At 52.9% G+C, this 14,614-nt stretch carries 12 protein-coding genes; 9 read left to right on the top strand and 3 right to left on the bottom strand.

Annotated elements, in window-relative coordinates:
- Positions 1-244 precede the first annotated feature (244 nt).
- Positions 245-496 (top strand): hypothetical protein, encoded by a 252-nt coding sequence (locus tag ACL7TT_RS11945; protein ID WP_299945611.1) that lies wholly within the window; start codon positions 245-247, stop codon positions 494-496.
- Positions 497-533: 37 nt separating this feature from the next.
- Positions 534-1,022 (top strand): hypothetical protein, encoded by a 489-nt coding sequence (locus tag ACL7TT_RS11940; protein WP_299945608.1) that lies wholly within the window; start codon positions 534-536, stop codon positions 1,020-1,022.
- 288 nt (positions 1,023-1,310) lie between these two features.
- Here ACL7TT_RS11940 and yghU read toward each other — a convergent pair whose 3' ends face one another.
- From yghU to ACL7TT_RS11925, 3 genes are all read right to left on the bottom strand, one after another.
- Positions 1,311-2,186, bottom strand: coding sequence for a glutathione-dependent disulfide-bond oxidoreductase (gene yghU / locus ACL7TT_RS11935; RefSeq protein WP_413395672.1), 876 nt, complete (start codon positions 2,184-2,186; stop codon positions 1,311-1,313).
- A 673-nt stretch (positions 2,187-2,859) separates the two neighbouring features.
- A complete protein-coding gene (locus ACL7TT_RS11930) occupies positions 2,860-3,456 on the bottom strand; it encodes a Yip1 family protein (protein ID WP_299945600.1) in 597 nt (198 codons plus the stop codon).
- 382 nt (positions 3,457-3,838) lie between these two features.
- Positions 3,839-4,909, bottom strand: a complete 1,071-nt coding sequence (locus ACL7TT_RS11925) for a branched-chain amino acid aminotransferase (protein ID WP_413395670.1) — start codon at positions 4,907-4,909, stop codon at positions 3,839-3,841.
- A gap of 612 nt (positions 4,910-5,521) precedes the next feature.
- Between ACL7TT_RS11925 and ACL7TT_RS11920 the strand changes: the two genes are divergently transcribed.
- The 7 genes from ACL7TT_RS11920 to ACL7TT_RS11890 all read left to right on the top strand — a co-directional run bounded on the left by ACL7TT_RS11920 (position 5,522) and on the right by ACL7TT_RS11890 (position 14,565).
- Positions 5,522-6,817, top strand: a complete 1,296-nt coding sequence (locus ACL7TT_RS11920) for an energy transducer TonB (RefSeq protein ID WP_299945595.1) — start codon at positions 5,522-5,524, stop codon at positions 6,815-6,817.
- 171 nt (positions 6,818-6,988) lie between these two features.
- Entirely contained in the window at positions 6,989-8,137 is a 1,149-nt protein-coding gene (locus tag ACL7TT_RS11915) for a hypothetical protein (RefSeq protein ID WP_413395669.1), read from the top strand.
- A gap of 17 nt (positions 8,138-8,154) precedes the next feature.
- Positions 8,155-9,384, top strand: coding sequence for a hypothetical protein (locus ACL7TT_RS11910; RefSeq protein WP_299945590.1), 1,230 nt, complete (start codon positions 8,155-8,157; stop codon positions 9,382-9,384).
- A gap of 215 nt (positions 9,385-9,599) precedes the next feature.
- Entirely contained in the window at positions 9,600-11,153 is a 1,554-nt protein-coding gene (locus ACL7TT_RS11905; RefSeq protein ID WP_413395668.1) for a tetratricopeptide repeat protein, read from the top strand.
- Between the two features lie 281 nt (positions 11,154-11,434).
- Complete coding sequence (locus tag ACL7TT_RS11900) at positions 11,435-13,525, top strand: PEGA domain-containing protein (protein ID WP_413395666.1); 2,091 nt, start codon at positions 11,435-11,437, stop codon at positions 13,523-13,525.
- A gap of 9 nt (positions 13,526-13,534) precedes the next feature.
- Entirely contained in the window at positions 13,535-13,747 is a 213-nt protein-coding gene (locus ACL7TT_RS11895) for a hypothetical protein (RefSeq protein WP_299945581.1), read from the top strand.
- 23 nt (positions 13,748-13,770) lie between these two features.
- Positions 13,771-14,565 carry a MotA/TolQ/ExbB proton channel family protein gene (locus ACL7TT_RS11890; RefSeq protein WP_299945579.1) on the top strand — a complete coding sequence of 265 codons (795 nt, stop codon included), beginning with the start codon at positions 13,771-13,773 and terminating at the stop codon, positions 14,563-14,565.
- Positions 14,566-14,614 lie beyond the last annotated feature (49 nt).

Here is a 14,614-nt window from a genome sequence, read left to right as displayed (position 1 = left end):
TCTGGTTTGATTTTCACCCCCTGAGCCCTGCACCAACCAGAAGCTTATCCTCAGCATTGCCCCCACTTCAACACTGCTACCGCAAGCGGCCCTGCGGGCACTTGATATAACTTTTTTCATGAAAAATCTACAGTGATTATTTTCTATTACCCTATTAAAACTACCTGTCCGAGTGGGAATTCGCCGGCGCGACTATACAATGCGTCGGCAATCAGCAATCAACCCCTGAAAAGGAGAAACCCCAATGGCAACCGCAAGAGCTCCACAGACAAATTCCAGCAAGAAAAAGCTGCAACAGGCTTACAATCTCGCAGGGGAGGCTGCCTCAGAGGCCGCGGAAAACCTGAAACAGAGAGCCAAGTCCTCTGTTGAAACCCAGAGACAACGCGCTACCGATGTTATGCAAAAGGCGGAATCCTCGGTCAGGGAACGCCCGATTTTGGCAGTAGGTTGTGCTTTTATGGTCGGCTGGGTTATCGCCAAGCTCCTTAAATAACTTTTTTCTTTTTTCAACAGGGAAGAATATTCGCAACATGGGCACTGAAAAAAAATCCCAGGCATCTGGCGTAAATCCCGACTCTACAACACGAGGAGGCAGCCGGGATAAGCCCGCCGGTCAGGACGACCACAGCGAGGGGGCTGACAACCGCCTGGAAATGACTTTGGCCCGTGCCGAAGCCATGTTGGTACTATTGACTGCCTGGTTGGCCAATATCCAGAAACTATTCCAGCTGGAACTGGATAGAACCTTAACCGCCGGCAAACGCCTGATTTTTCTTCAACTGATGCTGGTGCCTCTGGGCACAGCCCTACTCGTGAGCCTTTGCGGGGGGGTGGGCTTAATTACCTATTACTTCTCCCAATCGGTGTATCTTGGGTTTCTGGTCTTCGTATTAATACAAGCAGTTATTTTTATCGGGGTCCTGGTCTACCAGCAAAAACTGCGCCCACTGCTCGGATTCGAAGAAACCAAACGGCAGATCAGAGAGGCTTTAAACGATGTCACTGAGACAATTAAATAAGCAAATCCGGCAGTGCAGCCAGGATACTGAGAAACAGCGCCAGAGTCTGCTGTGCATAGCCGACCGGCAGCGACAGCAAGTCTACCGGAGTCTGCGGGCAACTCCCCTGCCCATTCTATTGGGCCTGGCGTTCGTTGCCGGTTTTGCCACCGAAAAATTGTGGCGATTCCCACGCACTTCTCGGATGGTACAGCTGATGCACTCTCTGCGCGCTTTCTAGCCGGGCTGCTCAATTCCCTATGGTAGTTTCAACCAGCGCGGGGCTCTGTAGACCGGAGTGGCACGCCGCTAGTCACCCTCCTGGGGCATCTTGTCCTGGGTTTTTGTCTCAAAATCACTGGAATCGTGACGTTCATGCAACTGCTCACTGGGTTCACCCCAGGTGCGGTTGACCATGCACCCCCGTATCACCGCCGGTCGCGCGGCAATATCTTCAACCCACCGGTTCAGGTGCTGATAGCTTTTGGCATCGAGAAACTCGGCGGCATCATAGGCTTCGTTACGCACCAGTGCGCCGTACCAGGGCCAGATGGCCATATCCGCAATCGTATATTCCCGCCCGGCAATAAAAGGGTGTTTTGCCAGCTGTCGATCCAGAACATCCATCTGCCGCTTTACTTCCATCGCAAAGCGGTTAATGGGGTATTCGTATTTTTCCGGCGCATAGGCGTAGAAATGCCCAAACCCACCCCCCAGGTAGGGGCCCGCACCCACCTGCCAAAACAACCAGTTAAGGGCTTCAGTACGCTGCTCCGGGGTGTGTGGCAGGAAGGCGCCAAACTTCTCTGACAGATAGAGTAGAATCGAGCCACTCTCAAATACCCGGATCGGCGGTGTAGTGCTTTGGTCCACCAGGGCGGGAATTTTTGAATTGGGGTTAATTTCCACGAAACCACTGCCGAACTGGTCGCCCTCAGTTATGCGCGTCAGGTGAGCATCGTACTCCGCACCTTCAAAACCGAGTGCCAGTAACTCTTCCAGCATAACCGTGACTTTAACCCCATTCGGGGTCGCGAGTGAATACAACTGCATGGGGTGCCTGCCGCGCGGCAGCTTTTTTTCATGGGTAGCGCCCGCTACCGGACGATTGATGTTCGCAAACTGCCCCCCGCTTTCCGTATCCCATTTCCAGACTTTTGGCGGCGTATAGGGTTGATCCGACATTGAACGACTCCAACTGGGGTTACACGACAATCCAACAATAGTTATGGATCGACCAATTTACCGTAAACCGTGATCTCTGCGCTAACCAATAAAGCCCAAACAGATTCACAAATGCTTTCGGTATTCTGTCGACATTGACGCCGCCGTGCAAGGTGCGTATTCAGCTATGAAGTGCATACTATTTTTGCAACCTGATCCACAAGCAGCTCTTGATTATATTTGACGATTTTTCAAATCTTCATGTTTTTCTTGGTCGATAGTTAGATCGCATATTTCCCCATCTATCTCGTCCTGAGTTTTTAAGGTCGCTATTCTCCAGTCAATGACCATACAAATCCCGATGCAGGTGTTGAGCGATCTAATAGCCCAGTTTTTTAGCCCCGGCCTCAAATACCGTTGCAACTTTTTTCATCAAAAGACAAGAAGGTTATTGGATATCAACAACCTGCAACCTCCGCAGTTTTTTCAAAGGTATGAAAGTGAAAGAAACCACCATAAGCGGGACAGTGGGGCATTGGGTAATGGATTTACCGTCGCTGCTGATAACCCGGCAGTCAAAGAGTCTTCCATGCCCTATTTGACTACCACCCATTCAGCGTCGGCACAACAGAAAAATAACTGCATTTGCAAGGGTTAATAAGGCCAGCCTGCGCGAGCAGTTCCCGGTGTAGGATTAATAAAAGACCGGCGCAGAGACATAACTCCAAAATAGCACGGTACCCACCATGATCAGCACGGCAACCACCAAAGAAACCATGACTATGGCACTGGCAAAGAGAAAACCCCGCTCCTCAGATACGCCCATCACTATTGGGATGCCGATATACAGCAGATAAACCGCGTAGGCTACGGCCACTGTGGCCAAGAGAATATCCAGCCACAGTAGCGGATAGACACCGGCAATACCGGCAAGGAAAATCGGCGTCGCGGTAAATCCGGCAACAACCACGCCTTTCATTGGGTGGGTTTCTGCGCCATAGGTTTTGGCCATCCAGTGAATAAAGTAGCCAATTGCGACAACTGCCAGCACCATGGTGCAATAGAAAACCGCAACCAGCTCAAGGGCGCTCTGATCGGTAATCTTTACTGGGTCACCAGCACCGATACTCCAGCCAACTTTGGTTGTGCCAAAATACCAGGCCACCGCCGGCAACAGGGCCAGCAGGATGACGTAAGGTATTTGCCGGCGTAAATTTTTCTCGGATAGGTTGCCAATCAGTTGCCACTGCCTGCGCGGTTGCATCATAAGGCCGAACATATGGATCAACATTCCGTCTTCCTCACGCTCTGTAAGGAACTTTGAGTGCGACCTGGCTGCTCAAATTGATCTTGGAACCACTGGTCAAAATGAGAGGCACCACTAAAAGGTCATCCTCCAAGTTCCAGTCCGTTTCTTTTAGTACCGAGCTAGTTGTAGAATCTGCAGTCGCTGAAGTCAACAGTAAGAGGGAGATTGGCGGGAATGTCCATATTGACGTTTCCCCCCGAAACAATAAGTGACATTCAAGTGCTACGAATTAACCCGGTACGATGGTGACAAAATCAGATAAACAACGGAAACCTCATTGCTGAAAGATTGTCGCAGAGTCTTTGGGCCAAGTATCTTTCCCGAAAACCCCTGGCTGCTTCTCCGGGGTAGGATGTAGCCAGTCTCAGCTACTTCTTATTGCCTCCAGCGGCTGCATCCAGCCATAGCGATCCTCTGTCCGCCCCTCCTGAATATCCAAAAGCGCCTGACGCAAACTCTGGGCGACAGGTCCGGGCGCCTTTGATAAGCGGTAACTGCTACCTGCGTCTCCTATCACACTGATGGGGCTGATGATCGCAGCGGTACCACAGGCAAATGCCTCTGGGCAGACACCGGAATCCACCTGTTTCAGTAGTTCATTGATATGGATCTCGCCCTCCACCACCTGATGCCCCTGATCCCTGGCCAGTTCGATCAGGGAGTCACGGGTAATCCCCTGCAAAATAGAGCCATTGAGTGCCGGGGTATAAAGTGCATCTCCGATGACAGCAAAGAAGTTCATACCGGAGAGTTCATCTACGCTACTGCGGTTGGCAGGATTAAGCCACAGGGATTGATCGTAACCCCGTTCCCGAAGGCGCCCCGTACTCAGCAGGGAAGCCGCATAGTTGCCGCCGACCTTTGCATCTCCGGTACCGCCTACCACAGCCCTGGTGTCATCGCGTTCCACCCAGAGGCGCATATTACCGGAATGGTAGGCTTCCGATGGGCTGGCGATCACGTAGAACGCATAAGAGGCACTGGTCGATACAGTCAGGTCGGCCTGCGTGCCCATCAGGAAAGGGCGCAGATACAGAGACTCACCACTGTTGCCAGGTACAAGATTTGCACAATAGGAAGCTATTGTGCGCACCCCATCGAGAAACAGGGGCTCGGGTACAGGGGACATGCACAGGCGTTTGGCGGAGTATGCCATGCGAGCGGCGTTTTTTTCAGGGCGGAACAGGGCGACTCCATCATCCGGTGTACGGTACGCCTTCATTCCCTCGAAGCACGATTGGGCATAGTGCAGCACTTTAGCCGCGGGGTCCAAAGATATCGCCGTATAGGGAACCAGTTCCCCTATGCTCCAGCAGCCATCCTGGCAGACAGCACGAAACATCACTGGTGCTAGTACCCTACCAAAGCCCAGTTTTCTCGGCATTTTGTATCTGTGCAGACTCGATACTGCATCAGGATCAATAAAGATACTCACCAAAATCCTCCTCTTACTTCAATTGGAGGATTATGCTGCCTGTGGCGCTGTAATCCAAATGCAGTTTCCAAGAGTCCTTGAGCAGTTGCCACTTCCCTCTTAACAAGGCGCTTTGGTCAGGATGGAAGTCCTTTCTCATCCAGTTGCCCCTCTCATCACGACCTATCTCGCAACCGGCTGCAAGCGCCACCTGCCCGTGCAGAAGAAAATTGAATCCTCCTGTGCAAACTTTTGGCATCTGCTTGATGAATCCGGGATTCTTTGCCTCTCCAAACTGCTAAACCAAAAGAGTGGCCTAAAACTTATTGGTACCGCGATGGTGGGTTGAAGTCTCCGTCACGGTGCCTCTGGTGACAGTTTATGCTGGCTATACTGTTTAATACGCGGCCAGAAAAGCGTATATCAGCGCCAGGGAGCGTTTTTACTGAAGGCCTTTCAGAGCGAGAAATCGCCGGCCCTCAGGATTGGATGGAACCATATTTCAGGAGAGAGCTTCCGCCGTATTTGCCAGCCAGGTTTGCGAGCGGAAACGAGGACCACAGACCCGCGCAATAGCACAAGCGCGATTGGCGGGAGTGGGTAAAGCAAATATGGAACGGAAGTGGTTCAATTGTGACACAGACAGATACCGGCAACTCCCTCGCTATCGGCTTGATGTTTACAGCCACAGCATTGCTGTGTAACAGTGCCCTGGCGACAAATGGCGTCCCAGTGAACCCGGATTCCGCCCCTCCCCAGGCGTTTATCGAAGCCGCCTCCAAGCCACTAAAGAAAAAACAGCGACAGCTGCGACCCTCTGAAGCCGTGCAGAATTATCGCGAACGCATCGAGGAGCTGGAGGCCCAGCACGGCGCCTATGGCGCAGGCATTGACGAACAACTGTTGGGGCTGGCCACGGCTTTGCAAAAAGCCGGTGCACACCGGGAGGCCGCCGGGGAATTCCGGCGGGCAATGCTGGTAAACCGTGTTAATGAAGGGCTTTTCTCGCTCAACCAGATTCCTATGATTGAACGCTTGATCGAAAGCCAGATCGCAATGAATCATTGGGATGAAGCCAATGACAACCAACAATACCTCTACTGGTTGTACGAAAAAAATTACGGAGAAAAAGACCCCCGCATGTTGCCGGCAATTGACAACTTGAGCCGCTGGCACTTGCAGGCCTTTAAAGAAGAAAAAGGCGATACAGTCGTTGAACATCTGATCAGCGCCACCAATCTCTACACCCTGGCGATTGATATCATCGCCAAAAACTTTGGCTCTGCGGATCTTCGCCTGGTGGATGCGCTTCGCGGGCTGACAGCCACAAACTATTACCTGGCCACTTACAAAGGCGAACCGCAGGCACCCCTGATTATCAATACCAGTTTTAGGAATATCGGCCCCGGCGTACACCAGAATACCAAACTGGATCAGTACCGGATGAAAGGGTTTAATACCGGCAAAAAAGCCATTACCCGAATTGTCGATGTTTACCAAAAGAACCCACAGTCTCCGCCGGCAGCCTCGGCGAAAGCCAAAGTGGAACTGGGTGACTGGTACCTGATGTTCAACAAATGGCACTCGGCGCGCAAGACTTATGGCGAAGCCTACCAGGCCCTCTGGGACAATGGCGCCTCAAATGATGAGATCGAGGCCATTTTTGGCCGCCCCGTCGCCCTTCCGGCACTGCCGATATTGGACTCAGAAAGCAAAGCGCTGGCCAACGCCCACATTACGGTTACCTATGACGTTACCGCTTTTGGCAAAGCGCGCAATATCAAGATCCTGAGAGCCTACCCGCCGGGCAAAATAAACACCCGCTCCAAAGTTCGCAACATTCTAAAACGCGCCAAGTTCCGACCGCGCTTTGAAGATGGCAAAGCGGTAGAAACTCGCGGCCTAGTACAGCGCTTTGTCTTCAACTGAAGATTTTGCTTTACAGCATTCCAGTATTTATGTGGAAATCGTATTTACCATTTATGAACGGCTATTTTTAAGATTCCACACTGAGACTTGTCGGGTTGGCAATACCCATCCGTTTTCACAGCCAACCCCCTTTGCCACGGCACCTTGCCAGGCAATCTAAGGAGAGAAGAGATGACATCTCGGGAAGCGGTACGCAAAAGCCACCGCCAGGCCACAGGCTGGCACACCCTGTTCTCTGCCGCACTACTGGTCTCGGCGATTGCCGGGTGCAAAAGCCAGCAGACGCAATCCCAGCCTCCGGCAGTGCCGTCGATGCCCTCGGCCAGTTCCCCCTCACAACCACAATCCCAGAGCAGCTCACCGTCCACCAGCCGCTCACAAAGCCCCAACCAACCCCAAACGGCAGGCAGTGGCCAACCGCGCAGCAGTTCCTCCAGCCAGCCAGGCGCCAAATCACCGGCAGCGGACACAACATCCCGTCGCGACACGCAAACAGCCGCCAGTAGCGGCGAACAGTCATCACGGACGCGTCCGGTAGAGGACAATTTGCCGACACCAGACTCGCGCAGCCGCTCTCCCTCTTCACCGATTTACAGCGATTCCGATCAGGTGCCGCAAGATCGAACAATGCCACCTGATCCCTCCTCCGGCGAACAGGGCTCCCCGCCTGAAAACATCGATTTTTCCGAAGAAGAGCAATCGGCCTCTTCTGCCAGTGCCTCATCCAGCAGCGCCTCGCCAAGCAGTACCTCCAGCAGCGCCGCCTCCAGTAGCAGTGCCACATCGGGGCAATCACCGGCGGGTGCTGCCCGCACGGGCAGCGCCCCCAACGAAATGCCTACCTCGGCTGCAGAACGGGTTGCAGAGTTGGAGGGGCGTTTCGAGTCCACGATGGTGAGCTATGACGGTATGATCCTGCGCGAGCGGGACTATGTTCGCAACAAACCCGGCTCCGCCTCCGCAGAAACTGGTGAAGAAGCGATGGACGAGCCCCCTGCGGGCGAATCCCTGGAGGACCTTATAGAGTCCGCTGAAGCCGAGATTCCCGCACCGCCCGGTGGCAACAACTCTGCGGACGGCGGGCCGCAGCAAAACAACTCCAGTGGTCAAATTACCGGGCCCGGCCTGCCAGCCTCTGGCCGTCAGGGGGATTACAACCATAGAAATACACAGGCGGTGGTACCCGCCGACATCCCCAGTGGTACCGATGACGATGTGGTAGCACGCCAGATTCGCGAGGCCGCCACGCGTGAAACCGACCCCGAGCTGCGGGAAAAACTCTGGGAGGAGTACCGGAAATACAAAAGTGCCACAAAATAGCACTTAAGGAAAACGGCATGTTATTTTTCAAGAGAAATGGCCTTGGTGGTCAACTTCTGTCGAAGCGCTACGGTACCTGGCTGGTATTTTTCCAGGTTTTCTTTGTGCTCACCGGTTGTACCACTACCGAAGTGCGAACCACTGCGTTTACCCCTCTGACCATAGAAGATGAAAGCATCGCCGAAGCGCGCCTACTGGATGTGGGGGTTATCCAATTTAATCCCGGCCTGGACAGTGCCGAAGCCGGGGAGGATACGCTTGTATTTCCCGAGTTGCGCCAGGCTGAATCCCGATACATGGCGGTAACCCTGGCAGATTCACTCCAGTCAAGTTTAGGCTGGGGGGCTGTGCGGGTTATCCCCTCCGCCCGCACCAATATCGATGTCACTGTTTCCGGTCGTATTGTGCAGTCCGATGGTGAAACATTGTCTGTGGAGATTACAGTGACCGACTCCCGCGGCCAACGTTGGTTCACCAGGGCCTATTCCGAAGCCGCCTCTCACTACGCTTATGACCGCAAGCACCCCACCGAAGGTGACGCCTTCCAGGGCATCTACAACCGCATCGCCAATGATATGCTCGCTTACCGGCAAAAACTGTCAAACCAGCAAATCGCCGAACTTCGCACAATTTCAGAGATGCGTTTCGCGCGCAGCTTTTCTCCGGAGGCTTTCAACCGCTACTTGCGCCAAAGACAGGATGGTATCTACTACCTGGGCGCCCTGCCCGCAGAAAATGATCCAATGCTCGAACGTGTGCGTAAAATCAGGGAGCGGGATCATCTATTTGTAGATACCCTTCAGGAATATTACGGAACGTTTGCAAAAACGATGGAAGTCCCCTATCAGGAATGGCGCGCCAGAAGTTATGAAGAGGTGCGGGAGATGCGCGAATTAAAACGCAAGGCCCGCAACCATACGCTTATTGGCGCTGCCGCTATTATCGGTGGCATTGCCGCAGCTGGCTCGGGGGCTGGCAGTGCCCGGGCCGCTGGACAGGTTGGGCTAGGCGCGGGAGGCTATTTGGTCAAAAGTGCGTTCGACCGCCGCGCGGATGCCAAAATGCACCTGGAGACCCTGCAGGAACTGGGGGATTCCATGGAGGCAGAGGTAGAACCACAAATCGTTGAGCTGGAAGATCGCACAGTAACCCTTACTGGTTCCGTAGAGAATCAATACAGGCAGTGGCGAGAAATTTTGAAGGAAATCTACAATGCGGAAACCGGCTCATCGACTTCCAGTATCTAGGAGCAAATAGGATACCTTTACAAACCAGGTCTCCGCTAAGCCGCCAATCAGATAGACAGGCTGTCAACTATTTCACTGCCAGCTCTAAGATTCTGACGCAGCAACTTGAAGACGCTTGTCTAGCAGAGGTGCGACACGCTACCACACTAACCTGGTTGTCTTTTCAAAACGCCCGAAATCTTCACTGGAGACATGAATAACACGGCGGAACCATTATGCAGCCCCGCGAACACTCCAAGGAAGATTTAGCCCCCATTGAACCAGCCGAATTCACTTTTGGCGGTGAGAAGGCGCATAAGCCCGACAACTCAGTTGAGCGCGTTGACAAATATCCTCGGGGGAAATCCTATTGGCCAATATCCATTGGTATTGTGCTGGTTTGTGCTCTGGTTGGGGTCTTCTGGGGATTGCCCAGAGTGATAGACAAACCGCAATTGGGCCTGGAGCACACCGACAAGGTTTCTGTAAAAACTGATAAATCCGTCAATTCTGGGCAGGCTTCCCCTTATAGCGATGCGGAGATTATGCAGCAGCGTCGAAACGTACAGGAGACGCTACAAGACATTCTCGCCCTAAAGGAAGAATTGCTGGAGAGACGGGTGAAAGTATGGGCATTCGGGGAATTCACCGCGGCTGAGGGTCTCGCGTTAGAGGCAGACGGGATTTACCGCAAGCGGCAATTCCTGCAAGCACTGGAAAAATACAGAGAAGCCCTGCAGGCTCTGGAATCACTGCGTGAGAGTATCCCCGACCGCCTGGAAAAACACATCACTGAAGGAAACCAGGCTCTCGAAAAGGGCAACCGGGCAGCTGCGGCAGACGCATTTAAACTGGTGCTGACTATTTCTGAACGCCACCCCAGAGGAAAAAAGGGACTCGAGCGTTCAGACCGGCTACCCCTGGCTTGGTGGAACTATATTCATGGCAAAGCTGCTTATCTGGATGGAAACCTGGACCTGGCAAAAAATGTCTTGCAAAAAGCACTCGCTATCGACACCGAAACAGTGCCAGCAAAGGCATTGCTGAAAAAAGTCCTCCTGGAGATTACTGAGCGAAATTATCAGGATGCCATGTCGGCAGGATACGCCGCCATCGCGGGCAAGCATTATGCATCTGCAAAAAAATACTTTAAACAGGCACAGAAACTGCAACCCCATGCCAAAGCGCCCGGCATTGGCCTGACCCAGGCCCGCAATGGTGCTGAGAGAGAAGAAATTGATCGATTATTTCACCAAGCCCGTAAAGAGGAAGACAGGGAGGCTTGGCATGAGGCCTTACTCAGCTATACCACCCTGGTTAAAAAAGATGCCAGTCTGGTCGCCGCAATCACGGGAAAGGCGCGTACTACTGCAAGAGCCCGGCTCGATGACAAAATGCAGGACCTACTCAAGGATCCCCTGACTCTGGGCGAACAAAAGCGCAATTCCATGGCCCGACAGGTGCTTGCAGATGCACGCACGCTCAACGCACAGACGCCACGCTTACAAGGCCAAATCAAGGATCTTGAGCATGCGCTCACACAGGCAATGATTCCATTACCAGTACGCTTTAAGTCCGATCGCAGCACGCACGTCACCATTTATCATGTGGGCAGGCTGGGCAGCTTTGACCAGCGCGAAATTGCACTAAAACCTGGTCGCTATACCGCTGTAGGCACTCGCGAAGGCTACAGGGATGTGCGGCGTGAATTTATTGTTATACCCGGCAAACCCGTCACAGAAATCGTCATTCAGTGCGCTGATAAAATAAACGGCGTCAATAACAGCTAGAGACAAGAACCCTGCTCATGGGTACCACTCTAAAAAATAACGTTATTATTGAGTATCGGTACCGAAATAGAAATGCTCGCTCGTTGTCGCGAAAAGAGGGATTTTGTGTCAAACGGCCAGCCAGGCGCTATGCCCTCAGTACCTGCGAGCTAAGCTTTGTTGCACACCGTTAGACATTCACCCCCGCTTTCGCGACATCGGTGTATCCGTTTCGGCACAGACGTACCAACGCCAGAGCAATTGCGATAAGTCCATAAGTGCGCAGCGATAGGGAAGCAAACATGGCAGTGAAAGAGGCAGTACCTGTCCGCGATGAAAAATCTGCGCTCGATGATTCCCCCTTCATCGAACCTATCGGTTTTACGCCAGTACAACTAAACGCCACCCGCACCCGCCTATTGTTCTCCAAGCGTGCCCTGGTTGTGTCATTTTGTCTGGTACTGGGCCTGCTCGCACTCATTTACCTGGTGAGTGCACGGTCTCTGATCTTCGATACCAAGCCCGCCAATGCAAACATCAGTATTAGTGGCCTTGCCCTCCCTTTGGGTGATGGTCACCTGGTGTTGCCAGGCAGTTACCGCTTCACCATCAGTGCCGAGGGCTATCTACCCAAAAGTGGAAAAATAGAGGTCACTGGTGATGGGCACAGCCGCCACACTGTTACCCTGGAAAAATTACCGGGCAGGTTACAGGTGGAAAGTGACCCTGCGGTGCCGATCAGAGTACTCATCAATGGTCATGAGGTGCGCAACGAAAATGGGCTGGTAGAAAAGGTTGCCGCCGGGATCATGCAAGTGACCGTGCTCTCTGATCGCTACCTGCCCTTTACACAGGAGATAGAGATTGAGGGATTGGGCAATACCCATCGCCTACAGGCAAAGCTCCGCCCCGCCTGGGCCAATATACATATCAGCAGTAATCCTATTGGGGCCACAGTCACGGTCAATGGAACCGTCCTCGGTACCACACCACTTACTGCTGAATTAATCCAGGGAAATCAAACTGTCTCTGTCTCACTTCCGGATCACAAGACAGTGGATATTCCCGTGACGGTCACTGCCGGTGTGGATCAGACCCTGGCCAGGGTGCACCTGGGCCCGGCCGACGGACTGCTGCGGGTCGTCACGGTTCCTGAGGGTGCAGGAGTCACCGTCAATGGTGAATTTCGCGGGCACACACCTTTAAAACTGGAACTCTCGTCAGGGGAAATTCATCGGCTGCGCTTTTTCAAGGACGGCTATACCTCGGTCGAACACACCATTGATCTGGGTGCTGGCATGGAGCGCGATCTCAGTATCAACCTGAGTGCGATTTATGGCAGGGTCCATATAACCAGTGTCCCCGCCGATGCCGAAGTTTATATTGATGGACAGTACGCCGGGATAAGTGGTCAGACTTTCAACCTCCCCGCCAAAAGTCACAGTATCGTCGTGCGCAAGGAGGGGTATGCAGAGTTTGATACCAGTATTGTACCCAGTGCCAAACTGCAACAAACGGTGCGCGCGGTCCTCCTCTCTTCCGAGCAGGCACGCTGGGACAAGGTGCCATCGGAGTTTCGCCACGGCGCGGGCGGAACCATGAAATTGATGCGCCCCAATACCGTCTTTACCATGGGCTCTTCCCGTCGTGAACAGGGGCGCCGCGCCAATGAGGTCATGCGTCAAGTATCCCTTACCCGTCCCTTCTATATAGGCACTACAGAAGTCACCAATCGAGAGTACCGCCAATATAAACGTATGCACAGCTCAAGCCATGTCAATGGTGTGAGCCTGGATAACGATAACCTGCCTGTGGTCAATATCAGTTGGGCCGACGCCACTCTTTTCTGCAACTGGCTGAGTCAGCGTGACGGTTTAACGCCGGTATACCTGACCGGACAAGGGGGGATCATCGGATTCGACTCTGCGGCAAACGGTTACCGTCTGCCTACGGAAGCAGAGTGGGCCTGGCTGGCACGTTACGACAGGGGCGCCATGCGTAAATACCCCTGGGGCAATACGCTTCCAGTTAGCGATAACTCCGGAAATTATGCCGACAGCCATGCTGCAAAACTGCTTCCAACCGTCATGCGCACATACAGCGACCGCTATGCGGCAACAGCTCCCGTCGCCAGCTACAACGCCAATCCCCTGGGCATTCACGACCTGGGTGGTAATGTCTCAGAATGGATACACGACCTCTACACCATCGGTACTGGCCTCTCAACACGCCGTGAGGAAAATCCCATGGGTCCGCAGGATGGTGACTACCATGTAATTCGCGGCTCCAGTTGGCGCCACTCAGGGCTGACAGAGTTGCGTTTGTCTTACCGGGACTACGGAGAGGCACCGCGCAATGATATCGGATTCAGAATAGCGCGCTGGATAAACTAGGAGGGCGACATGTTCCGCAACAATCTTATTCTTTTCCTTTTCCTTTCACTCCCCCTTTTTGCCCAGGATAAACAGGACGCTGAAAGGGTATCAGACAATACCGTTGTGCAAAAAAAAAATGAGGTAGAGAACAATAAAAGTGATGGGAAACGCTCTGACGATTACAAAGCCTCAGAGGAAATTTCCGAGGACCTCTCGGTTTCCTATCCCGTGGATATATAGAAAGGATTTCCAAGAGTACAATTATGAACTTTAAATCATCAGAATTTATTTTCCAGTTATTTGCATTTCTGGGTTCGATCATTCTTGTTCACGCGATCTATGTTGCAATCATCCGCCCCAATGCCGATGCATTAATCGAAGAACAATTAGCGCGCGAAGCTGCTGGTGAGACCTACGTGCAACAGCGTTCCATCTATATTGTGATGCGCGACTACGAACAGGAAGCTTGCTTTGTACTGATGCTCTGGGCGATGGCGATTATGATACTGAAGGCCCAGCGCAGTATGCGTGAACGGAAATTACTCGACAAAGCCCTGCTGAATATCAGCGAGGGCACATCAATATTGCCCGAGGACACCCGTGATCTCTCCCGCCCGATACAGGCGCTGCCCGAGAGTGAACGCCGCTTTCTTGTCCCCAGGGCCCTGCTCACTGCGCTGCAACGGTTCGGGTCAACCCAAAATGTGGCGGCAGTTTCCAATTCAGTCAAAGAGGTCTGTGAAACCGAGGGTGACCGGCTCGATTCAGAACTGGCCATGGTCCGCTACATTACCTGGGCCATTCCCTCGATTGGTTTTATCGGCACTGTACGGGGTATCGGCGAAGCACTTTCGCAGGCACACAAGGCCGTAGAGGGCGATATTGCTGGCGTTACCGTGAGTTTGGGTGTCGCCTTTAACTCCACATTCATCGCTTTGGTCATCAGTATTGTCATTATGTTTTTTACCCACCAGTTACAACTGATGCAGGAACGGTTGGTTTTGGACACACAAAATTACTGTGACAATCGCCTTCTGCGATTTTTAAAAATCAGCTAACTGGGCACCAAACACCAGTATTTTGTTTAACCGCTGCGAGGAATAATCC

The sequence above is a fragment of the Microbulbifer jejuensis genome, assembly GCF_047289955.1.
Classification (GTDB): Bacteria; Pseudomonadota; Gammaproteobacteria; order Pseudomonadales; family Cellvibrionaceae; genus Microbulbifer.
Note: the sequence above shows the minus strand (reverse complement) of the source record. Positions and strands in the feature narration are given on the sequence as shown.